Source organism: Pseudomonas sp. LD120, assembly GCF_009861525.1.
Taxonomy (GTDB): Bacteria; Pseudomonadota; Gammaproteobacteria; order Pseudomonadales; family Pseudomonadaceae; genus Aquipseudomonas.
In genome coordinates this window covers 298,808-321,725 of record NZ_WVHL01000005.1, presented here as the reverse complement: position 1 = coordinate 321,725, position 22,918 = coordinate 298,808, and the positions used below count along the sequence as shown (strand labels likewise).

Annotated in this window: 17 protein-coding genes; 4 read left to right on the top strand and 13 right to left on the bottom strand. The window is 64.9% G+C overall.

Annotated elements, in window-relative coordinates; genetic code table 11:
- Entirely contained in the window at positions 1 to 1,401 is a 1,401-nt protein-coding gene (locus PLD_RS15745) for an aminoacyl-tRNA deacylase and HDOD domain-containing protein (RefSeq protein ID WP_159894250.1), read from the top strand.
- Between the two features lie 69 nt (positions 1,402 to 1,470).
- Here the strand turns inward: PLD_RS15745 and PLD_RS15740 are convergent, their stop codons facing one another.
- The 13 genes from PLD_RS15740 to tagH all read right to left on the bottom strand — a co-directional run bounded on the left by PLD_RS15740 (position 1,471) and on the right by tagH (position 19,337).
- The gene (locus PLD_RS15740; RefSeq protein ID WP_102862277.1) at positions 1,471 to 1,854 is read right to left on the bottom strand and encodes a helicase; all 384 of its coding nucleotides are present in this window, start codon (positions 1,852 to 1,854) and stop codon (positions 1,471 to 1,473) included.
- 140 nt (positions 1,855 to 1,994) lie between these two features.
- Complete coding sequence (gene tagQ / locus PLD_RS15735) at positions 1,995 to 2,924, bottom strand: type VI secretion system-associated lipoprotein TagQ (RefSeq protein WP_159894248.1); 930 nt, start codon at positions 2,922 to 2,924, stop codon at positions 1,995 to 1,997.
- An 83-nt stretch (positions 2,925 to 3,007) separates the two neighbouring features.
- Positions 3,008 to 4,690, bottom strand: a complete 1,683-nt coding sequence (locus PLD_RS15730) for a formylglycine-generating enzyme family protein (RefSeq protein WP_371929086.1) — start codon at positions 4,688 to 4,690, stop codon at positions 3,008 to 3,010.
- Between the two features lie 22 nt (positions 4,691 to 4,712).
- On the bottom strand, positions 4,713 to 5,915 hold the full coding sequence (locus PLD_RS15725) for an FtsX-like permease family protein (RefSeq protein ID WP_159894244.1): 1,203 nt from the start codon (positions 5,913 to 5,915) through the stop codon (positions 4,713 to 4,715).
- Positions 5,915 to 6,631 (bottom strand): ABC transporter ATP-binding protein, encoded by a 717-nt coding sequence (locus PLD_RS15720; protein WP_159894242.1) that lies wholly within the window; start codon positions 6,629 to 6,631, stop codon positions 5,915 to 5,917. Before PLD_RS15720 ends, PLD_RS15725 begins: the two co-directional genes overlap by 1 nt.
- Entirely contained in the window at positions 6,631 to 9,711 is a 3,081-nt protein-coding gene (locus PLD_RS15715; protein ID WP_159894240.1) for a serine/threonine-protein kinase, read from the bottom strand. The genes PLD_RS15720 and PLD_RS15715 overlap by 1 nt, the downstream gene beginning before the upstream one ends.
- Positions 9,712 to 9,713: 2 nt before the next feature.
- Positions 9,714 to 10,448: a PP2C family serine/threonine-protein phosphatase gene (locus tag PLD_RS15710; RefSeq protein WP_159894237.1), complete on the bottom strand. Its 735-nt coding sequence runs from the start codon at positions 10,446 to 10,448 to the stop codon at positions 9,714 to 9,716.
- Entirely contained in the window at positions 10,449 to 11,102 is a 654-nt protein-coding gene (gene tagF, locus PLD_RS15705; RefSeq protein WP_159894235.1) for a type VI secretion system-associated protein TagF, read from the bottom strand. It lies immediately after the preceding gene.
- The gene (gene tssM / locus PLD_RS15700) at positions 11,099 to 14,602 is read right to left on the bottom strand and encodes a type VI secretion system membrane subunit TssM (RefSeq protein ID WP_159894233.1); all 3,504 of its coding nucleotides are present in this window, start codon (positions 14,600 to 14,602) and stop codon (positions 11,099 to 11,101) included. The genes tagF and tssM overlap by 4 nt, the downstream gene beginning before the upstream one ends.
- The gene (locus PLD_RS15695) at positions 14,599 to 15,921 is read right to left on the bottom strand and encodes a DotU family type VI secretion system protein (RefSeq protein WP_159894231.1); all 1,323 of its coding nucleotides are present in this window, start codon (positions 15,919 to 15,921) and stop codon (positions 14,599 to 14,601) included. Before PLD_RS15695 ends, tssM begins: the two co-directional genes overlap by 4 nt.
- 6 nt (positions 15,922 to 15,927) lie before the next feature.
- On the bottom strand, positions 15,928 to 17,262 hold the full coding sequence (tssK, locus tag PLD_RS15690; protein WP_159894229.1) for a type VI secretion system baseplate subunit TssK: 1,335 nt from the start codon (positions 17,260 to 17,262) through the stop codon (positions 15,928 to 15,930).
- 15 nt (positions 17,263 to 17,277) lie between these two features.
- Positions 17,278 to 17,781, bottom strand: a complete 504-nt coding sequence (gene tssJ, locus PLD_RS15685) for a type VI secretion system lipoprotein TssJ (RefSeq protein WP_159894227.1) — start codon at positions 17,779 to 17,781, stop codon at positions 17,278 to 17,280.
- Between the two features lie 65 nt (positions 17,782 to 17,846).
- Positions 17,847 to 19,337, bottom strand: a complete 1,491-nt coding sequence (tagH, locus tag PLD_RS15680) for a type VI secretion system-associated FHA domain protein TagH (RefSeq protein ID WP_159894225.1) — start codon at positions 19,335 to 19,337, stop codon at positions 17,847 to 17,849.
- A gap of 392 nt (positions 19,338 to 19,729) precedes the next feature.
- Here tagH and tssA point away from each other — a divergent pair, with 392 nt between their 5' ends.
- The 3 genes from tssA to tssC all read left to right on the top strand — a co-directional run bounded on the left by tssA (position 19,730) and on the right by tssC (position 22,853).
- Complete coding sequence (gene tssA, locus PLD_RS15675; RefSeq protein WP_159894223.1) at positions 19,730 to 20,746, top strand: type VI secretion system protein TssA; 1,017 nt, start codon at positions 19,730 to 19,732, stop codon at positions 20,744 to 20,746.
- Between the two features lie 81 nt (positions 20,747 to 20,827).
- On the top strand, positions 20,828 to 21,343 hold the full coding sequence (gene tssB / locus PLD_RS15670; RefSeq protein WP_159894221.1) for a type VI secretion system contractile sheath small subunit: 516 nt from the start codon (positions 20,828 to 20,830) through the stop codon (positions 21,341 to 21,343).
- A gap of 16 nt (positions 21,344 to 21,359) precedes the next feature.
- Entirely contained in the window at positions 21,360 to 22,853 is a 1,494-nt protein-coding gene (tssC, locus tag PLD_RS15665; RefSeq protein WP_159894219.1) for a type VI secretion system contractile sheath large subunit, read from the top strand.
- Positions 22,854 to 22,918: the final 65 nt, after the last annotated feature.

Sequence of the window (22,918 nt, the reverse complement as noted above, 5' to 3'; positions counted from 1 at the left end):
ATGACCGAAGTTGCCCTCGCCGCTGCAACCCCACACGCTCCGTCTGTCATCCGGTTGCTGCTCGGCAAGTTGGCCATCAGCTACACCGAAGTCGCCGATCAGGCAGGCTTGTCGGCGGCGCGCAAGGTCCAGGCGGTGTTGCTGGACGACGCCGTCGGCGCACTGATGGTGCTGTTCCCGCAGAGCCAGTTGCTCGACCTCAACCGCCTCGCCGAACTCACCGGCCGACGCCTGACGGCCGTCTCCACCGAACGCCTGGAGCGCATGCTCGGCAAACACAGCTTGAGCTTGCTGCCCGGCCTGCCGGCGTTGACCAGTTCGCCCTGCCTGTATGAAGAAAGCCTGTTGCTCGAACCGAGCTTGCTGATCCACTCCGGCGAGCCCGGGGTGCTGCTGGAAATCGCCCGCGAAGACTTCAAGAGCATGCTCAACAAAGCCAGCGCCGGTCACTTCGGCGAGCCCTTGAGCAGCATCCGCCCCAACCTCGATCGCCCCGACGACGACCGTGAGGAAATCTCCCAGGCGATGCAGGCCTTCACCGCGCGACGCATTCAGCAGCGCCTGGAAGCCACCATCGAGATCCCACCACTGGCGGAAACCGCGCAGAAGATCATCAAGCTGCGGGTCGACCCCAACGCCACCATTGACGACATCACCGGTGTGGTGGAAACCGACCCGGCCCTGGCCGCGCAAGTGGTCAGTTGGGCGGCCTCGCCGTACTACGCATCGCCAGGCAAGATCCGCTCGGTAGAGGATGCCATCGTCCGCGTGCTGGGCTTCGATCTGGTGATCAATCTGGCGCTGGGACTGGCTCTGGGCAAGACCCTGAGCCTGCCCAAGGACCAGCCGCAGCACGCCACGCCGTACTGGCATCAATCGATCTACACCGCGGCGGTGATCGAAGGCCTGACCCGTGCCATGCCTCGGGCCCAGCGTCCGGAAGCTGGCCTGACCTACCTCGCCGGTCTGCTGCACAGCTTCGGCTACCTGCTGCTGGCCCACGTGTTCCCGCCACACTTCTCGCTGATCTGCCGGCACCTGGAGGTCAACCCGCACCTGTGCCACAGCTATATCGAACAACACCTGCTGGGCATCAGCCGCGAACAGATCGGCGCGTGGCTGATGCGTTACTGGGACATGCCGGACGAACTGTCCACGGCGCTGCGCTTCCAGCACGACCCAAGCTACGACGCGGCCTACGCCGAGTACCCGAATCTGGTGTGCCTGGCGGTGCGCCTGCTGCGCAGCCGTGGCATCGGCTCCGGCCCCCACGAAGAAATCCCCGACGCCCTGTTCGAGCGACTGGACCTGAGCCGCGACAAAGCCGAAGACGTGGTGAGCAAAGTGCTGGAAGCGGAAGTGCTGCTGCGGGAACTGGCTTCGCAGTTCAGCCAGGCCTGACCCCATTCGCCGGCAAGCCGGCTCCTACAGGGCGCTTGCAGGAATCGGCTTGCCGGCGAACTCCCACCCTCAAGCCTTGGGCTTGGCCTTCTTCGGTTTCAGATACTTGGTCAGGCCCTGGAACCAGATCACCAACGCCGGGTTGCCCTTGATCTGGATCGATTTGTCCTGAATACCGGTCATGAATGCCAACTGCTTGTTCTTCGCCTGCATCGTGGCAAAGCCATAAGCGGCATCCTTGAAGGCAATGGCGAACGCCGGCTCGGGATAGAAACCCGAACGGCTGGTGACACGCTGGTCTTTGACGAAGAAATGACGAGCAACCTTGCCATCGAGCGTCTGCAGCTGAAACACCAGCTCCTTATCGCCCAACTGTTGCTGAAAAGCAGGATTATTGCGGCTGGCTTTGCCCATCAACAGGCCAAGCACCCAAAGAAGAAAACGAAATTTCATGCACCGCGCCTCAGTGGAATTATTGGATGGCCGGCGCAGTTTAACCCGTAACTCGAAGAGCGCCAGTCGATCTGCTCGATTACTCGAAGATCGACTGGCGTTCAACGCTTATCGCGACATCTTGTCAGACAATGACTGACTCAGACGTTAGGGCAAGGCACCGGAGCCCAGTCACCCAGGTCGGGGTTCTTGCACATGCTGTTGACCTGAGTCTGACCACTGCTGGCCACCTGAGTGCTCTCAGCTTGCTTGGCCTTGGCTTTTTGCATCGACTTCTCGGTGGCTACGGCTTCCTTGGGCACTGCGGGCAGTGCAGGCTTCTTCGCCGCCCTGACCTTCTTCTTGCCCTTGCCGGTGGTCACCGGGGTGGTGTCGGCGGTGGCGACTTTCACCACGTCGGTACGCTGCACGCCCACTTGCTGCAGGTCCTGCTCGTAGGCTTGGCTGTACTTGCTCAGGTCTTCGCTGGCGCGACCGTTCACGGCGGCGATCAGGTCATTGGACTCTTTCAAGCCACTGACGATTTCCGCCAAGCGCTTGCGCCCTTCCACGTCGTTGATGCTGTTGGCCTTGCGGGCGCTGATCAGGCTGTCGAACGCGCGCTGGTAGCAGGTCTGCGAAGCACGGGCATAAGCGGTGCTGCGATCGATGTCAGCCACGCTTTTGTTGACGTCGGTGGCGTAGGACGCAATGCGCAGGTTGTCGTCGGCGATTTGCTTCTGGCGCTCGGTGTAATAACCGGCGGCGCCACCGGCCAGGGCACCGCCCGCAGCACCGATGGCGGCATTGCGGCCGCGCTTGTCGGAGTCGCCGGTCAGGGCGCCGAGCAACGCACCACCGGCGGCGCCCAGGGCAGCACCGGTGACCACCGACCTGGTCATGTCCGAATCAGTGGCGCGCAGGTGCTGTACCGGCTCGTAACAGCTCGGGTAGTACTCGACCTTGGTGGTCGAGGCAACCTTGGACACCGGTGAGGTCGCGCAACCGGTCAATACGGTGCTGAACCCGGCGGCAACCAACAGCAGGTGACGCTTGGATGTTGAAAAAAGTGGCTTGCGGGAAAAAAGCATGTTCGTGATCTCGATTAAGTTTGACCCACTCGGTACGACACAACGTCGCCCAAGCTCCTCCAGGCTCGACAGATAGCGCCCGATCATGACTTCTGACCGGCCGATGCGAGCAGCTCCTTCAAAATCGTCGCCGGATCGGCTCGCCGTTTCTGGCGATAATTGCCGACATGACGGACGAATAACGTAGCGCGCGTCACCAGGCTCTTGCCGAGCACCGGCTTGCGATTGAGCTCTTCCTTGATTCGTTGAAACTGCGCCTGGATCACCGCGTCGGTGTAACGGGTGCCCGTGGCCAGGTTGTCGATGTAAATCGCCACCGCCCCATCCAGCGCGCTGCGACCATTCTTGATGGCTTCGGCGAACAGTTGGGCGCTGGGTTCATCCTTGGCCGCAATGGCCTGCTGCTGACTCTTCTTCAAGTTGGTCAGGCGGATGTTGTAGTTGTTGATGGTCTCGGCCACCAGGGCCGCGGACTGGATCAAGTTGCCGGCCGCTTCCTCACGCTGTTGGGCAATCAGCGAAACGTTGCGCTTGAGCTCTTCGTTGACCAGTCCCAGCTCCGCCTGCAAGCGTGGATCAAGGCTGGCGGCGATGATGCTGTCAAGGCGCTTGGTGGGCTCCTGGGCGTCGTCGATGGCGTCGGTCAGAGAGGCCAGGCGACCCTCCTTCTGCCATTGCGCGAACAGTTCCTTGTAACGTGAACGCGGCGCCGCCAGGGCGCCGATGGCCACTCGAAAACCGGTGGTTTCGTTGCTCTGCTCAGTGCCATCGGCGCCAAACAGCGGGTACTCGCGACGCATCCCGGTGAATAGCGTGCCTTCGCCTTCCAGGTAGTTGCCGCCCTTGACCACAAAGCCGCCGTAGGTGCCTTGGCGTCGTCCGGAATGCACCAGCTGGAACGACTCCTGGACCATCTCCGCGGCGTTGCCAATCACGTCGAACATGCCGATGGGGTTGGGCAGTTTGGTGCCAATGGGCATCAACCGCGCAGCCTGGCCGGTGCCGCCGGCCACCTGGTTGAACACCGCCCAGTCCGCCAGCGGGCCGTCGCTTTCACTGCCCTCCAGGCGCCTCGGGAACAAACGCCCTTCGAGGTCCTGGCGGCTCACCGCCTGGCCACCCCGGGCGGCGTATTCCCACTCGACTTCGGTGGGCAGACGGACAAAGCCCAGGCCGCCGTCTTGCGCCGAAGTGCCACGGCCGCTGACCGGCAGCAGGTCGCGGTGATTCTTCATCAGCCAGGCGCTGTAGACCGCGGCAAAGCGTTCGGCCTCGAAACGCGACAGCTTGACCTTGGGCAAACGCCCCTGCATGCCTTCGGGCACCTCACAGGCCGGAGCCGGCTCACCGCTGGCCAAGGATTGCGCCTGAGCCATGACCTGGGCGTACTGGCGGGCGGTGACTTCGTACTTGCCAATGAAGTACAGCATCGGCTTGAGCGGCACCTCGGCGCCCGCTTTCGGCAAGCCCGGGCCAATGGTCTTGACCCAGCTGCGAGGCAGGTCCTTGAGGGTGAACTGGCCATTGATGTAGTCCCGGCGATAGCCGGAGATGAACGACTGCTTATAGCCGCTTTCGCCTTCGCTAAAGGGGTAGCCGAGGTTCACCTCGCGGTCGTCCAGGGCGCCTTGGGCCAGCACATAGACGTAGCGGAAGACCATCTCGCCTTCGCAGGGCAGCGGCAGACTGACGTCATCCGGCAATGGCTTGGGGTTGTCCATCTTGTTGCTGGCCTCTTCGGCCCACACCGCGCCAGCCAGGGTCATGGCCAACACAACGCCGATCAACTTATACATCGCGAATTCCTTCACACGCTTCAATGCGCGACACTCGCCAGCCCCCCAGCCCAGCGGCCAGAGTGCTGACGCCCAGCGTCGCCAAGAGGGCCAGCCCGTAATGGACCGGCAGCAGATGACTGGCGTACTCGCCCGGCACCTGCATGAACAGTTGGTTCAGCCCAGCCTCGGCCAGGCCATACAGGGCGACACTCAACAGCGCGGCGAAACCGGCGCTGTACAGCGCCTGGGCGACCACGAACAGCAACAGCGCCGCAGTGGAAAACCCCAGCAGGCGCAGCACCGCCAACTCCCGACGCTTGCGCTCCACCGCCGCCAGGGCCCCGGCGAAGATCGCCGCGAAAGCCCCCGCCAACGCCAGTCCAGCGATCACCCAGAAAATGATCGACAGGTTGCGGCTCAAGGACTGCACCTGGGCAATGCTCTGGGCCTGGGTCGACACCAGCAGGCCACGCTCGGCGAAATAGCGGCGCAACGGCTCGACGTCATCCAGGTTGCGGGCATACAGGCGAAACGCCGGATAAATCCGCTGCCGCGATACAGCCGGCGCCTCGCCCAGCCAGCCCAAGGCCGCCACCGCACGGCCGTCGCGGTAATCCTCGGCAGCCTCCAGCAACACCAGCGGGGCGAACAAGGCATCCCGGGCGAAGGCTTGCACCGGCAATACCCCCTCGACCAAGACCCGCGTGCGCTGCACTTCGCTGCGCCCCGCCACTTGCCGGCCAAAACTGGCCTGCAACCAGTCTCCGGGCTCGGCGCCAAGCTTCTCGGCGGCGGTGCGACTGAGCACTACGCGATTCATGCCACGGGGCACCGGCAAGCGCCCGAGCAACGGATCGGACGCCGCCGTCGGCAACATCTCCACAGTCACCCCGGCCTCGCCTTCGCCCCGTGACAGCTGCGCCGTCGCGGCGATCTGCCGCGTTCTGGGCAAGGCAAACGCGACGTCCGGGCGCTGCCCTAACTGGGCGATGAAATCAGCGTTGAAACGCCCGCCGCCCAAAGGAATGATCTCGCGCACCGCCGGGTCCTTCTCCAGACGCTCGGTGAGGCTGCTGACCAGGCCGAACTTGAGCCCAAACAGCACCAGCAGCGGCGCGATCACCGCCACCAGGGCCAACACCGAACACGCAGACAGCCAGCTGTCGGCGCGGTAGTCCTGCCAGGCCAGCGCAGCGGTCAGGGACGCACGCATCAGCAGGCCTCTCCCAGCGTCGCGGTGACCCCGCCATCGGCGTCGCGCTGGCAGGCAATGCGCCGCACCTGCAAGCCATTGGCCCGGGCCAGGGCTTCATCGTGGGTCGCCACCACACAGCACAGGCGCTGCTCCCTTGCCTGCTGCACCAGCAATTGCATCACCCGCTGGGCATTCAGCGGGTCCAGGGCGGCCGTCGGCTCGTCCGCCAACAGCAGCCGCGGAGCATGGGCCAGGGCCCGGGCGCAACTGACCCGCTGACGTTGGCCTACCGACAGTGCCGCAGGCTTCTTGCGCAGTTGATCGGCAATTTCCAGACGCTCGGCCAAGCGTCGGGGAATGCCCTCGTCGGCCAGCCCGAGCAACCGCCGGGGCAGGCTGATGTTGCCGCGCACATCGAGAAACCCCAGCAACCCGCCGGTCTGCGGCACGTACCCCAGGTGCTGGCTGCGCAGTTGCGCCAAGGCGCTGTGGCCCGCCACGCGCCAGATCCCGGTGATGTCGACCACGTCATTGGTCGGGGCGAATTCGAAGCGCGCCGCCGAATCCGGGGCCAGCACCAGCGCCAGCAGGTCGAGCAAAGTGCTTTTGCCGCAGCCGCTGGGACCGACCACCGCCAGTTGATCGCCGGCGCGCAACTGCAGCCGGGGAATCACCAGGCTGTAGCGCTGGCGTCCCTCGCCGCGGCTCTTGCGCACATCCGTCAGGTTGAGCATCACGGCAGCGTCGACAACGGCACGCGATACAGCGCATCCCCAGGCTCGGCGTCGCCGAAGCGCACCCAGTTGGCCAGGTCGTTGTGGAAGGTTTCATAGAGACGGATCTTCGAATCCAGCTCGTCGATGAAGTCTTCCTGTTCGGCCACACTCAGCGACAGCCACAAATCCTGAGTCATGCTCAGCGACTTGCTGCGATACGGCAGCCCTTCCAGGTATTCCCCCAGCACGCCGCCATCAGCCAGATTGCCGCCCTTGCGCAGGGCCGAAGGATCGCGGCTCATGTAGGCGCTGGCGCTGGCGATTTCCTGGAAGAAATCCTTGGGCGAGGTCTGGGTCTTACGTGCCGCGTCGACGATCAGTTTCAGCGACTGTTGCAAGTCGTTGAGTTGCAGCTTGGTCAGCATCACGCAGACCTGGAACGCCGGCAGCGCCGGGTTGGTCAGGTCGCGGTCGGCGGTCCAGGCGCTGACCAGTTGCGGCGCCTGGCTGGCGGCCTTGCGACCGAGAAAGTCCATGTGCATGGCGTAGCCGATGGCCGCGGATTTTTGCGCGATGCTCGGCGCCGCCGCCAGCAGCGGCACCGCCTGGTTCTGGTTGCTGCGCACCTGATGCACCAGGTCGGCGAACACCGTACCGATCTCATCGACGCGCTCACCGAACTTGCGTACGTCGCCACCGGGCACCGGGATATACAGATCACCGATCTTCGGGTTGGCATCGGCGGTCAGCACCCGGTACTGGGTTTCGGCCTGGGCATGGTTGTTCTTGCCGGCGGCGGTGCGCAGGTGCAGGGCGTAGATCTTGATCTGCTTGCCCAGGGCCGCCTGACGCACTTCGGCCTCATTCATCTGAGAGCCGCTGTAGGGGTCGTTCTTGCGCAAGGCTCCGGCATCGCTGACCAGCAGAATCAAACGCCCGCCGTAGCCCTTCCAGTCCATGCCTTCCACCGCCTGCATCACCCCGGCGAAGGCATCTTCGTTGAACGAATGACTGGACACGCTGGTGGCCTTGACCTGACTCATCAGTTCCTGGAAGCGCTGGGGGTCGCGGCCCTGATCCAGGGTGACCAGGGTCTTGGTCACGTACTCCAGGCCCGGAGTCTTGCGGGTGCTGTTGCGAAAACCCACCAGACCGAAGCTGACGCTGTCCAGTTCGCCACGCTCGGCAATCTTGCTTTGCAGTTCGCGGACCACCTCGCGCACTTGATCGATGTACGGCTGCATCGACACCGAGGTGTCCACCACCAGCACCACCGCCGTACGGAAAGCATCGGCGGCGGCCGGCGGGCTGTTCGCCGGCAGGGACTTGCCGCTGCTGTCGCTGATGCTCTGCGGGCTGTTGCCCGGATCGATCGAGGCGACATTGAGTAACTGCACCGGCTGGCCGTTCTCGTCGAAGCTCTCTTTGGAGTCGAAGATCGGCAGCAGGTAGAACTGATCCTGAGGCACCGCGCTGGCATTGGGCTCCAGGGCCAGCACCTGCTGCTCGTCCTGGGGGTTCTTCTGCGCCCGGAGCAACAGGTTCTTGGCCGCCGCCGGGTCCGCCAGCAGGCGCTCCAGCTCGCTGGCCTGGCGCACGAACATCACCGGCGCACGCCCGGAACGCTCGGTGAATTTCAGCACCAGGCTCTGCTTCCAGTCGCTGACCTGTTCGGCCGGCAGCCAGCCGGCGCTGCGGCCATCACTGGCGGCGCCCAGGCGCAGCCAGGCGCGGCCGTCGAGGGTTTTGCGCTGGTACACATACAGCACCGAAAACGCCGGCACCGCCTGGTCCGGAGCGGCACCTGGGGCACTGGAGAAACTCGCCCCCGGCTTGCTCAGCACCCGCTGGAACAGGGTCTTCTTGCCCGGCATCAGCAGCGGCCGCTGGCCGCCATCGACATCGGCGGCAACGGCTTGATGCACTGGCGCCACCGTGGGCGTGGAGCTGGCAGCCGAAGCGCTCGGCGGCGCCGGGCTATCGCCGGACAACCACCAGTAACCGCCGCCGGCCACCGCCAGGGCCACCGCCACGGCCACCCCGGCCAGGGCCAGCACCGGCCCACGGCGCTGCTCGGAAGGCGCGCTACCCGCCGAGGGCGGGGCGGAGCGCGATGGCGGTTCCTGGCGGACAGGCTGCGGCGGCGCCTTCGGCGAGGCGTGATGCGCCGGCGCTTCTGGTTGCGGCGCCTGTTGCGGAATTTCGATCGACACCGGGGTCAACCCGCCCAGGTCGTTGCCCACGGGCACGGCCTGAGGGGGCAGCGGCAACGGCTGGATCAGCGTCGCCTCGACCTCGGCCGTCTCCGGCGGCAGGTGATCCAGGGCCGCCAGCAACGCAGCGGCGTCCGGGTAACGCTGGGCCGGGTCCTTGGCCAGCAGCTTGAGCAGAATGTGCTGGTAGCGCCCGTGGTGCAGCGGCAGCTCCGGCAGCGGTTCGGTGAGGTGGGCCAGGGCCGTGGACAGCGCATCGGTGCCGTTGTACGGCAGCTCGCCGACGAGGATCTCATACAGCACCACGCCCAGGGCGTAGAGGTCGGCACGCCCATCGATCTCCTGGCCACGGGCCTGTTCAGGGCTCATGTAGCTGGGTGTGCCCACGGCGAAACCGGCCTGGGTGAACTGGGTGCGGTCGTCCAGCGACTTGGCGATGCCGAAGTCCGAGAGCACCGCCGTGCCATCGGCGCGGAACAGGATGTTGGCCGGCTTCACATCACGGTGCACCAGCCCCTGGGCGTGGGCATAGCCCAGGGCCGAGGCGATCTGGCGGATGTAGGTCAGGCCCTGCTGCGGGGTCAGTCCAGCGGCGATGCGCTCTTTCAGCGTGCCGTTGGGCAGGTACTCCATGGCCATGTAGTACAGCTCACCGACATTGCCGATGTCGTGGATGGTCACCGTGTGTGGGTGCGACAGGCGCGCCAGGGTCTTGCCCTCACGCAAGAAGCGTTCACAAAAGCTCGGGTCGGCGGCCAGCGCCGCGGCCATGACCTTGAGCGCCACCTTGCGTTCCAACGAGCGCTGGGTCGCCAGGTACACACTGGCCATGGCGCCTTCGCCAATCTCGCCCTGGATGTCAAAGCCGGGAATCAGAATATCCATGGTCACTGTCCTGCGGCCTTGATCACGATGGCGGTGATGTTGTCGGGCGCACCCCGGGTCAAGCCCAGGTGAATCAAGCTGCGCACCACGTCGTTGGGCTCGCTGTGACTGAGCACGTCGCGCAGCTCAAAGTCTTCGGCGGTCTTGTTCAGGCCGTCGCTGCACAGCAGGAAGGTGTCGCCCTCCCGCACCTGCAGATCGACCTGGGACAGCTCCAAGTGCGCTTCGACGCCAACGGCCCGAGTGACGATGTTGGCCCGTGGATGCACCCGCGCTTCGGCCTCGCTGAGCAAGCCACTGTCCTGCAGGTCCTGGACGTAGCTGTGATCCCGGGAAATGCTCTCCAATTGCTCGTCGCGCAACCGGTACAGGCGGCTGTCGCCGGCCCACAGGCACACCGCCTGCGCCCCGCGCACCACCAGCAGGACCACGGTGCTGCCCATCATGATCACGCCGCGATTGGCGGTTTCCTCGCGCACCGCGGCATTCACCGCCGCCAGGCCATTGCGCAGCGCGGCGACGTACTGCTCCAGGCTCTCGGCCGCCGGCACCGCCCGCAGGCTGTCGACGATCAGGCTGCTGACGTAATCGCCGGCGGCGTGCCCGCCCATGCCATCGGCCACCAGCCACAGGCCGGTCTCCGGGGCTTCGAGCCAGGCATCTTCATTGATTTTCCGCACCATGCCGACATGGCTGTAGCTGGCGGACTGGTAGGACAGTTGCGGCGCTGAACCCATTTAAACGGCACCCTCTTGTCCGAGCAAAAATTGCGCAAAATCGCTGGCCGCTGGCAGGCCCTGACACCGCAGCAGCATCGGGCTGATGGCAGCCGAACCTCGTCCCCACCAAGCACTGGAACCTTCACAGCCCTGGGCCGCGAGTACCGCCCCCCGGGCCTGAGGATCACTGACATAAAAGCGCTGCAATCCGGCAAACCGGCTGTCTTCAAGGCGAGGCGCCGCAATGGGCGCGCCCAAGGCCTGCAAGCCCGCTTCCAGGGCTTCGAAACAGGCGCCTTCATCCAGGGTCGCCAACAACAGCGCTTCCACCTGTTCAAACCACTGTTCCGGGCCGCTCACCAGGGACGCCAGATCAGCGTCGGGTTCCAGCAACGCCGCCACGGTCAGGGGGAAATAACGCCCGACCCGATCGATACTCGGCATCACCACACCCACCGCCGCGTCGGGTCCGCAGACCCCGGGCGCCAGGGCGAAACGCCACAACGGGCTGACCAGATAGGCGTTCAGCCACTGCTCGCCCAAGGCGTTCTGGCTGGCCAACAAACCGGCGGCCAACCAGCCGTCCCAGGGGCTGATAAAACTCTGCGGCAGCCCACGGCTGACAAAATCACCGCGACTGGCCAACTTGCCGTACAGGCCAAACGCCGTCATAGCCGCTCCGGCAGGCTGAAGCCGCTGAGCACCCGGCGATTGAACGGGTTGAAGGCGCTGTTGGCACGCAGTTCGTAAGAGATGCTCGCACTGTCCACCCGCAGCCGCAGGTTGAAACGGTCCGGCGAGTTGCCGGCAGTCAGGTCCGACTGCTCCAGCAGGCGGAACCAGGCCCAGGGACCGTCCAGGGTGACCCCGGAGCGCCCGGTGGCCGAGGGCGGCATGATCGACAGGCGGACCACGCCGATGCTCCCCGGATTCGGCCATTGCATGGCCACCGGCCGGCTTGGGCCGTGGTCGTAGCTCAGTTGCTGGCCGTCCAGATCGAGGAGAAACTGGCTGATGCTGGCGTCCATGGCCACCGGCTTAAGCTCGAAGCGCACCATAGGTTGGGTGCCACCGGAGCGGAAGAAGGCGTCACGGATGTTCGATGCACGCTGGAAGGTGTGCAGCACCCCGGAGGAAATCCCCAGCTTCTGCGCGGCTCCCGGCTGCCAGCTCCAGGTCGGAGTCGAGGTGTTGACGTAGGGCTGCAGGTACTTGCGGAAGTAGTTGTCCATCACCCCGCCCACCCCGAAGAACTGGCCGAAGTCATCCAGGGTCGCATCCCGCGAGCTGCTACGCGACATCGGATAGCGCCCACTCAGGGACTGGCGATAAACGTTGACCACTTCGCTGACCCAGGCCGCGTTCAGCTGATTGCGCACCCCGCCCATCATGGTGTTGGTGGTGGCGTTCACCACCGATTTGACCAAGCCCTGGACCACCGGCGGCTGGCGCGCGGCGCTCAAGCTGACCCGCGCCGCCGCGGCGCTGGCCTGGTTCTTGGCCTCGCCCAAAAGCGCATCGCCACTGGCGCCGACCATGGCGCTGACCTGCACGTACAAAGCGTTCATGTCCGCCAGCAAGCCGTCGATGGCCGCCGGCTCGCCTTCACCTTGGCTCACCAGACTGTTGAGCTCGGCGAAATGCGCGCTGACCGGGTCTTCATGACTGGCGGTCGCGGCCGGGTTGGCCGCCTGTTCCTGACCGAGCAAGGAGCCCAGGCGCTGCTTGAGCTGATCCACCCCACCCTCGACCTTCTGGCCCTGGGCCGCCAACAGGCGTTCTTCCTGCTGCAGGTCGGTTTCCTTGGCCACCGCCACCAGCAGTTTCTTCAGCGGCGAGCTGGGCCCGGAGAGGATCCGCAGCACATCGGCGGCCTGGGCCACGCTGGTGATGGGGACAAAGTCGACGTCCGCCAACAACGCCTCCCACTGGCGCAGGTAGTCCTGGAAGTACAGCCGACGCACATCAGCCGCGAGGCTGGCGAGGTTCTGCTGGTCGGCCTGATCGCGCCCCAGCACCCACTGCTCTTCGGCCAGGGTGCTGGCCTGATTGACGCTGGCCAGGAGGAAGCCTTCGCGGTAGCCCTTGGCGGTGAACAGCCCGCTCAGGGGTTCGCTCAACGGCTTGCCGCTCTTGCGGGTGAACACCAGCGCCGCATCACGGCCACCGGCTTCGCTGAGGCGGAAGTCCGGCACACCGTCCGGCAGCTTGGCCCGCTTGACCCGGTCATATACACGCTGGGCCACCGGCAGCTGTTGCAGTTGGCGGCGCAGGTCGTCGATCAGGCGCTGGTCCAGCCGCGCATTGGGAGGATGTTTTTCGAACAGTGCCTGCAGGTGGCCGGTCAGGGCCTGGCGCTGCTCGGGCGGCAGGTCGCGGGCCAGGGTGCGGTCCCAGTCCAGGGTGATCCAGGCCTTGATGAAGTCCGGATCGTAGTGCTCGCTGTCCGCCAGCATCAGGTAGGCCTTGAGGCCCTCGTAGAGAAAATCCGAGCTGCCGCCGCTGTGCAGCTGCTCCTCGATGCGGGTCATCAGGCGCGGGGCGAACACCGCCACCAGCAGCTTGCGATAGACGCTGGCGGACTCGGCTTCGAGCATGTCGCCCTGATACAGGCCCAGGCCCTCGGCCCAACCCGGAGCATTGCCGGCCAGGTTGCGCGTGGCGTTGAGCAGCGGCAGCACTGCCAGCACATCGCGCTGGGCCGGGCTGAGGCTCTGCACGTCCTGACGCACCGGGCCGACCCGCTGGTCGACCTGGGCGATATAGGCCTGGTTGGCCCGGTAGCTGACGATCCACAAGGTACTGACCACCAGCACCAGGGCCACGGTGGCCGCCAGGGCGCCGCGGGCGATCCATTTACGCCGCCGCTCGACCTTGGGGTTGACCCCCACCAGCCCGCGCTCGGCAAACGCCACGGCGCTGAACAGCTTCTCGATGAAGTAGCTGCGGCCGGTGCCGGTCTGGCGCGCCAGGTGCTGACGGTCCAGGTTCATGCTCTGGGCCATGGCGCCGATCAAGCGGTCGATGGGACTGCCTTCCTGGGTGCCGCTGGTGAAATACACCCCTCGCAGCAATACCCGCTCCTCGAAGGCATTGGGCTTGAACACCCCATCGAGAAAGCCCTGCAAAGACTCCTTGAGCGCCGCGAACTGCTGCGGGAAACCGTAGATCAGGTCGCGCCGCGCCGGGTCACGCTCCTGCTGCAGACGCTCCACCAGCCGCTCGTTGAGGCGCTGCTCCAGGGCCGCCAGCTCGGCCGGCAGTTGGAGCAGCGGGCTGTCGCCGCTGTTGCCGTCGTCCAGGGCGAAGGTCATGCCCCAGACCTGGGAGCGCTCTTCCTGGCTCAAGCCGTCGAAGAACTCCATGAAACCTGGCACCAGATCGAGCTTGGTGAGCATCAGGTAGATCGGGAAACGCACGCCCAACTGGGTGTACAGCTCCTGGATCCGCAGACGGATCGCCGCAGCATGCGCCGCCCGCTCGGCTTCGCTGCTGAGCAGCAGGTCGGAGAGGCTGATGGCGACGAAGGCGCCATCGATCGGCCGCCGCGAACGCTGGGTTTTCAGCAGGTCGAGAAATCCCAACCAGGCCGCCTTGTCCACCGTGGCGTGGCTGTCCTGGGTGGTGTAGCGCCCAGCGGTGTCCAGCAGCACAGCCTGGTCGGTGAACCACCAGTCGCAGTTGCGGGTGCCGCCCACGCCGCGCACGGCACCGGCGCCCAGTTGCGCGGCCAGGGGAAAATGCAGGCCGGAATTGACCAGCGCCGTGGTCTTGCCGGACCCCGGCGGGCCGATGATCACGTACCACGGCAGCTCATAGAGATTGCGTCGCTCGTCACCGCCGAGCTTGGCCTTCTTCAGCAACGCCAGTGCCTCGTCCATGCGCTGACGCAGGGCCGCCAGCTCCTCGGCGGTGGCCACGCTGTCCGGATCGGGCGGGGTATCGGCGGCCAGGCTTTGTAACACCTTGGCCGCATGCCGACGGGCCTGAATGAGGCGAAACACCCGATAGCCGATCCACACCGCGAAGATGCAGATGATCAGCGCCCAGCGCCGGCCTTCCGGCACCAGCAACTCCCACAGCGGGCCAATGAACCAGATGATCAGGCTCAGGGCGAGCAGCCCCAGCAGCGGGATCACCCAGCGAACCACAAAACCGAAAAACGCCTTCACTCGACCCCCTCCGCCAACACGCTGATTTCTACCCGACGATTACGCGCTCGCCCTTCGGCGGTGGCGTTGCTGGCCAAGGGTTCGGTGTCGCTGCGACCTTCGGCGCTGAAGCGCTCGGCTTGGCCGGTCTTCGCCGCGAGAATCTGCAGCACCGATTCGGCGCGGGCCTGGGACAGCTTCCAGTTGGACGGGAAGCGCAAGGTGGCGATTGGCCGATTGTCACTGTGGCCGGTGACCCGCACCTGGCCCTTGACCTTGCGGATGGCATCGGCGATGCGCAGCATCAACGGCTGGAAGTCATCGCGAATACTGGCGCTGGCCGAGGCGAACAACTCGTCGCCACGGATGGTCACCACCGAACGGTCAACGGCGTCTTCCACCGCCACTCGCCCGGCCTTGATGTCCTCGGCGAGGAAGCCCGCCAGACGCGGACGCTCCACCAGTTTGGGCTGGATCACCGGACGGTCCAGGGTCTGCACCGGGATTTCGCCCAGGGCATGAATGTTCTTGAACACAGGTTCCGCGTCCGCCGCCAGCTTCAGGCGCAGGCCGAACAACAGCGCCAGCAGCAGCGCCACGCCAATGGCGATACCGACCCAGGGCGGCATGAACTGGGCCAGACGATCACGGGCCACGCTGACCCCGCGCCAATGCGGCGACAGCTCGCGCTCGTGCTCGCCACGGGCGCTGCGAATGGTGGCCGCGGTGCGCTCACGCAACACTTCAAGCTGACTGCGCCCGTCAATCATCACCCGATAGCGACCTTCAAAACCCAGGCACATGCACAGGTACAACAGCTCCAGCAGGTACAGGCGCTCGCGAGGGCTTTGCAGGCAGTGCTCCAGCAACTGGAAGACCTTCTCGCCGCCCCAGGCTTCGTTGTGCACGGTGATCAACAGGCTCTGTTTGCCCCAATCACTGGTGCTGCCCCAGGGGGTACTGAGCACCGCTTCATCCAGGGCGGTGCATAGCGCATAGCGCGCCAGGAGCACGTCGTTGCGCGGCACGCCGGCGGCTTCCGCACGCTCCTCGAACTGGCGCAGGTAGGCCAGCAGTTGCGCCCGCAAGCTGGCCGGCGCCGGATGCGCCAAGGTGCTGCGCAGCCGGGTAAGCAAAGCCAGCAGCGGGCCGGCAGCGCTTTCCAGCGGGTTCAGGCCACGGGCCTGACCGGTCGCCAGCGGCGCGGCCGGCATCGCCAACGACGGGGCGGGCGAGGCCGCCCGCCCGGGCTCGGGCGCACGGCCACCGGGGCGCGGCATGAATTGGGTGCGGTCATTGGCCGGGGACGGCTGCCCTGGCGAATCGTCGAACGGATGCATCGCGACTTATCCTCGAATGGCCCAGAAGGCCAGGTTCAAGCCCGGGAAATCCCCCGCGACGTGGAAGGCGAAGCCGCCGGAATGCACCAGTTGTTTCCAGTGTTCGCTGCCACGGTCGAGCTCGTAATACGTGGAACCGGCGTGGTACGGCAGTTGCCGTGGCGCCACCGGCAACGGCAGTAGGCCGATGCCCGGCAGTTGCAGGTTGACCAGGTCGCGGATGTGCTCCACCGACCCCACCTTGCTCTGCTGGGCAAAGCGCCCGCGCAGGGTCTCCCCCGGCACATCGGCGCGCACCACCAGGATAAAGCTGGCGTTATCCAGCAAGGTGCGATCGGCCAACATCGCCACGTGCACGCCGTAGGCTTTTTCGACGATGGGGATCGGCGTCGCCTTGCTGTCGATCAGCATCGACAGCGCCTCGCGCAGGGCCTGCATCACCGGGGCAAAGCTCAGGGCCAGTTCATCGTGCTGGTACTGCGGGTACTCGGCCGGACGCCGGGCACTGGTGGAAAAGGTCGAGAATTCACCGGCCAGGCTCACCAGCTCGCTGTACAAACGCTCAGGGTGCAGTGGGCTGATCTGGTTCAGGTGACCGATCAGCGGTTGGGCACGGTTGACCAACTGCAGCAGCATGAAGTCGGCGATCTCCGATGCACCGCCAGCCCCCGACGCCACCACCCGCCCGGCCAGGGCTTCGCCGCGCTGGTGCAGCAGGCCCAGCAACTCGCTGCGAAAAGCGCTCAAGGTCTTGGACGCCGCCACATCCAGCAGCGGCGGGATGTAGCTGTCATCCAGCACCAGGGCGCGGTCGGCGCGCTTTTCCTTGATCCGCACCACGCCGACAGCGGCGTAGTCGCTCAGCCCGTCCTGGGCGGTGAGCAGGCGCAAGGCCCGGGAGCCCACGGCCACCGGCGCACGGTTTTCAAACGGCGCGTTGTCGTCGCGCACCTCGCGCACCTGGCTCAGGTAACGGGCGCCGCCCAACTCTTCGCCTTCGTCCACGGTGTCACGGGCTCCGGCGCGCTTGAGCGGCAGCGCCAGGTACACCAGACCGTCCCGCAGGTTGTCGTCGATGCTCAGCGGGCTGGGCGCCAGATCGTCATGGGGAATATTGAACGGTGTGCCGTCGGGCAGCAGGCCACGGGCGCTGACGATGGCCAGCTTGCCCTGGGCCAGCAGACCCTGATCGATGCGCAGCTCGGAAAACCCCCAGGCGCCCACCGACAGCGGCCGGCTGCGGGCGTCGATAAGGTTTTCCAGGTAACGGTCATGCTGCTGGAAGTGCTGGGTTCCAATGAACATGCCTTCCGACCAGACCACGCGATTGTTCCAGGACATGCTTGCTCCGATTGCCTATTGGGCAGGGCTGGATGGGGACGCCTCAAGCTCAGCGCTGACCGCGCGGGCTTCAAGGACGATCTGATAGACGTTATTCAGGCGCTGCGCGGTGTTGACGCTGAGCCGCCACAGGGCCCGGTCCACTTCGCGATAGCCCACCAACAGGCCGACCTGGCGGGTGGCCGGGTCGAGGGTGCGCTTGAGGGTGAACTGGTCACCGGGCTGGACCAGCACTTCATCCTGGTCGATCAGGTCGGGACCCAAGGTCGCCGGGGCCCGCTCGGCCAGGGCGAAGTAATCGCTGCGCATGAACGTGGCCGGGTTCTTCAGCTCGAAGATCCGTACCCGTACCGGCGTGCTTTGGCCGTCAGGGCCAGGATTAAGCCCGGGCACTGCCTGAAAATGCAGGGCCACCGTGGTGGCGCCGGCGCCTTGCTTGAGCGGCTCGGCCGGGGGTGCGTCCTTGGCACAGGCCGCCAGAACCAGCATGGCAACCAATGTCAGCAATCGTTGAATCATCCTGCGTCCTCAATGACGTATCAGCTGTCCGTGTATCCGTGTGTTCGGGGGTGTTCCAGGCGCGCTCAGGAGCGGCGCAGGCGCTGGGTGTGTTCTTCGTAGGCGCGACTGAATTCACGACCGAACAGGTCCTGGAAATCGTCTTGGGCCTCGCGGGAAATCTGGCTGTAGAGCGCGGTGAACTGCTGCCAGTGCTGCGCCTGACGGGAGCCACTGAACAGGTTGCTCAGGCCTCCGGGCTTGGCCATGCGGGCTTCCAGTTCGCTGGGCTCGAAACGCCCCAGCAAATGTTTGATGGCAGCTTCGACCCCGGCCATGACCGCCAACTGGTGAGCCCGCAGGTCGTCGAAGCTGTCCTGCACTGCCTGGTCCGGGGCCATGAACGCCTGGTTGCTGTGGCGCAGCAGCAGGAGCAGGGCCTCCTCGACATTGGGGGCGAACTTCAGCGGGTTGTTTTCCACCGGGCGGATCATGGTCTGCTGCATGCGGAACTCGCCCTTGAGGCTGCTGCGGGCACGCAACACATCGATCAGGCCCTCGACCATCAAGCGGTAGCTGCGGCCCAGGCTTTCCATCTGTGCCTGGGCCTGTTGCGGATCGATGCGCAACTGATCGAGCCCGGCGCCCCGCAGGAAGGCTTGCAGCAGGTCGGGCTGAGGCACCGCCGGCGTGGGCTCCGCGACCGGCGCCAGCGGGGCCTCGGCAACCACCGGGGCCACGGGCGCCAGGGCCTGAGGCTGTGGCTGTGGCTGTGGCTGTGGCTGTGGCTGTGGCTGTGCAGGCTCTGCGCTGAATGGCGTCGGGTCGGCAAGCGGGGCCGGGGCTGGGGCCACCACGGGCGGTGCGACCGCTGGCAGCACATCGAACCCTGGCGCAGGGCTGCGTGGCGTCTCGGCGAACAGGTCCCAGTCTTCCGGAATCAGCGCGCCACCCTGGGGCGCCGCTGGCTGCGGCGCCACCACGGGCTGCGGCACCGCAGTCGGGGTCGGCGGGCGAAAATCGTGCTGCTCGGCCGGCACGTGGTCCGGCTGCGTGGCCGGCGGGGTCGCGCTCGGGGTGAGAAAGTCGAACAGGTCGGGAAAGGTGTCCTGGGCCGAAGCGCCCTGGAAATGCGCCACCGGCGCCACGGAAATCGGTTCGATCGGCGTCGGCGGCGCCAACTGGCGCCCCATCAACGCCTCGAAACTGTTGGAGCTGTCCCCGGAAAAGGGTTCAGCACCTGCACGGTTCAGGCTGAAATCGATCCGCGCGCTGATCTCATAATCGCCAATGCGAATAACCTCGCCATCTTCCAGCGGCTCGCTGTTGCCCCGGCGCATGCGAATACCGGCACGGACTAACTCCACACCATTAGTACTGCTGTCAGTCAAGTAATAACGGCCATCTTTGTATTGGATGACGCAATGTCGCGCGGAAACTAAGCGCTCAGGATCAGGAAGTACCCAGTCATTATCGGAACTACGGCCAATTGCCATCATCCCCTGATCCATTAGTTTCTCAGGGCATTGACCAGGGGTGATCTTGTGATAACTAGTGATAGTCAAACACAGCGACATCTCGCCTCCTTGCTGTACTTCGCCTGCGAACCGGCGTCAGGAAAAAAGTTCCGTAAAAAAACAAAAAGTTCGCAAAAAAATCCCTTGAGCAACGCCGTTCACAGCATGATCGACCAACTTAAACCACACAGATGACAAAAGCCCTTCACGCCGCCGCTATCTGACTCGGCGGTCAACGAACTAATAAGACGACATTACACTGTCATGCGGGGCGAATAGCTTACCTTGACAAGGCACAACTACTACACCAAAAATGCACAACTTCTTGAACACGGATGATGGCCCACTAGTATCAACTAGTCCATGTTAACCAAGAAATGTGCGCGAGTTCACAAACAACTAGTGCATTAATTGCCTGACTGTCCTGCAGGCTGATAGGGAGATCGAACCAGGTGGATGTACCGATGTTGCTCGCCGCCATTTCAGCAACTTCGCCTTGTGGCGAAGACTTGGAATATGACGCGGATTTCTTGCACTTGGAGCGGGCCGCACAGGGCCAGCCCGAGCGCAGCATGGGCGACTCGATCCTGCCAGCCGAGCCCCCAGACTGGCGCAGCATCCAGCAACAGAGCCTGGATTTGCTGGCGCGCAGCAAAGACCTGCGCATCACCCATTTTCTTGTGCAAAGCACCCTGGCCCTCGAAGGCCTGCCGGGATTTGCCACCAGCCTCGACCTGATCAACAGCCTGCTGCGCGACTACTGGGCAGAGCTGCATCCGCGCCTGGATGCCGACGACGACAACGATCCCACGGTGCGCATCAACGCCCTGGCGGGCCTTGCCTCGGACACCACCATCGGTTTGCTGCGCGAAGCCATGCTGACCCGTTCCCGGACCTTCGGCCCGGTGAGCCTGCGCGCGGCGCTGAACGCGGCGGGCCTGCAGCATTTTTCCGGCGAGAGCCTGGGCGCCGACCACCTGGCCGGCGCCATGCAAGACAGCGATCCAGACCATCTGGAGCAGATTCGCAACGCCTTGAGCCAAGCACGCTCGGCGGCTGAATCCATCGAAAAGCAGGTCAGCGACCAGGTCGGTTCCGCCAGCGGTGTCGACCTTAGTGCGCTCAAGCAGCCACTGCGCCTGGCCTTGCAGGTGCTTGGCCAACATGCACCGCAAACACCCAACAGCCACGCCGAACAGGACAACGACACCTTCACCGCCGAGGTCGCCGACCTGCCGGCGGCGGCCGTGGCACGCGTGTCCGGCGAGATCAACAGCCGTGACGATGTCCTGCGCAGCCTTGACCGACTGCTGGCCTATTACAGCCGCTACGAGCCTTCGAGCCCGCTACCGGTGCTGCTTAACCGAGCCAAGCACCTGGTCAACGCCGATTTCGCGACCATCGTGCGCAATCTGATCCCCGATGGCCTGTCGCAATTTGAAAACCTGCGCGGCCCCGAATCCGAATAACCCCCAAGTGGCCGAACAGCACCGTCAGCGGCTATCACCGACCGACGCCAACACCGTCGCAACAGCGACCAGGAGCACAACGTGGCGAAGCAAAGTTCTCAAAAGTTCATCGCGCGCAACCGCGCGCCCCGGGTGCAGATCGAGTACGACGTCGAACTCTACGGCGCCGAGAAAAAGGTTCAGTTGCCCTTCGTCATGGGTGTAATGGCCGATCTGGCGGGCAAGCCCGTCGAGCCCCTGCCCGCCGTGGCCGAGCGCAAGTTCCTGGAAATCGACGTCGACAACTTCGACTCGCGCCTCAAGGCCATGCAGCCACGCGTGGCGTTCCACGTACCCAACGAGCTGACCGGCGAAGGCAACCTGAGCCTGGACATCACCTTCGAAAGCATGGACGACTTCAGCCCTGCCGCGGTGGCGCGCAAGGTCGACTCGCTGAACCAGTTGCTGGAGGCTCGCACTCAGTTGGCCAACCTGCTGACCTACATGGACGGCAAGACCGGCGCCGAAGAAATCATCATGAAAGCCATCAAGGATCCGGCGTTGCTCCAGGCCCTGGCCAGTGCGCCAAAGCCTGCTGACTCCGAGCCGAACGCGTAAATCAGGACCAACGATCATGACCGAATTGATGCGTGACAATCAGGCGCAACCTGCCGCCACCGAGCAGGCCAGCGAATTCGCTTCGCTGCTGCTGCAGGAATTCAAACCCAAGACCGAGCGTGCCCGCGAAGCCGTGGAAACCGCCGTGCGGACCCTGGCCGAACAAGCCCTGGCGCAGACTGACCTGGTGTCCAACGACGCCATCAAGTCGATCGAATCGATCATCGCCGCCATCGACGCCAAGCTCACCGCCCAGGTCAACCAGGTGATCCATCACCCGGAATTCCAGAAACTGGAAAGCGCCTGGCGCGGCCTGCACTACCTGGTCAACAACACTGAGACCGACGAGCAGCTGAAGATCCGCGTGCTCAACATCTCCAAGCCGGAACTGCACAAGACCCTGAAGAAATTCAAGGGCACGGCCTGGGACCAGAGCCCGATCTTCAAGAAGATGTACGAAGAGGAATACGGCCAGTTCGGCGGCGAGCCTTACGGCTGCCTGGTGGGCGACTACTACTTCGACCAGTCGCCACCGGATGTCGAGCTCTTGGGCGAGCTGTCGAAAGTCTGCGCCGCCATGCACTCGCCGTTCATTGCCGCGGCATCGCCGACCGTGATGGGCATGGGTTCGTGGCAGGAACTGTCCAACCCGCGCGACCTGACCAAGATCTTCACCACCCCGGAATACGCCGGCTGGCGCTCGCTGCGTGAATCGGAAGACTCGCGCTACATCGGCCTGACCATGCCGCGCTTCCTGGCGCGCCTGCCGTATGGCGCCAAGACCGACCCGGTGGAAGCCTTCGCCTTCGAAGAGAACACCGACGGCGCCGACAGCTCCAAATACACCTGGGCCAACGCCGCCTACGCCATGGCGGTGAACATCAACCGCTCGTTCAAGCATTTCGGCTGGTGCTCGCGGATCCGCGGCGTGGAATCCGGTGGCGAGGTGGAAAACCTGCCAGCGCATACCTTCCCCACCGATGACGGCGGTGTGGACATGAAGTGCCCAACCGAGATCGCCATCTCCGACCGCCGTGAAGCGGAACTGGCGAAGAACGGTTTCATGCCGCTGCTGCACAAGAAGAACACCGACTTCGCTGCCTTCATTGGCGCCCAGTCGCTGCAAAAGCCCGCCGAATACGACGACCCGGACGCCACCGCCAACGCCAACCTGGCGGCGCGCCTGCCGTACCTGTTCGCCACCTGCCGCTTCGCCCATTACCTGAAGTGCATCGTGCGCGACAAGATCGGCTCGTTCAAAGAGAAGGACGAAATGCAGCGCTGGCTGCAGGACTGGATCCTCAACTACGTCGACGGTGACCCGGCGCACTCCACCGAAACCACCAAGGCCCAGCACCCGCTGGCGGCGGCGGAAGTGGTGGTCGAGGAAGTCGAAGGCAACCCGGGTTATTACAACTCGAAGTTCTTCCTGCGCCCGCACTACCAGCTCGAAGGGCTGACCGTGTCGCTGCGCCTGGTCTCCAAACTGCCGTCCGCCAAGGGCGTCTGATCCATAACCGACTCAAACCTGTAGCCACTGCCGCAGGCTGCGACCGACCGCGAGGCGGGCGCTAC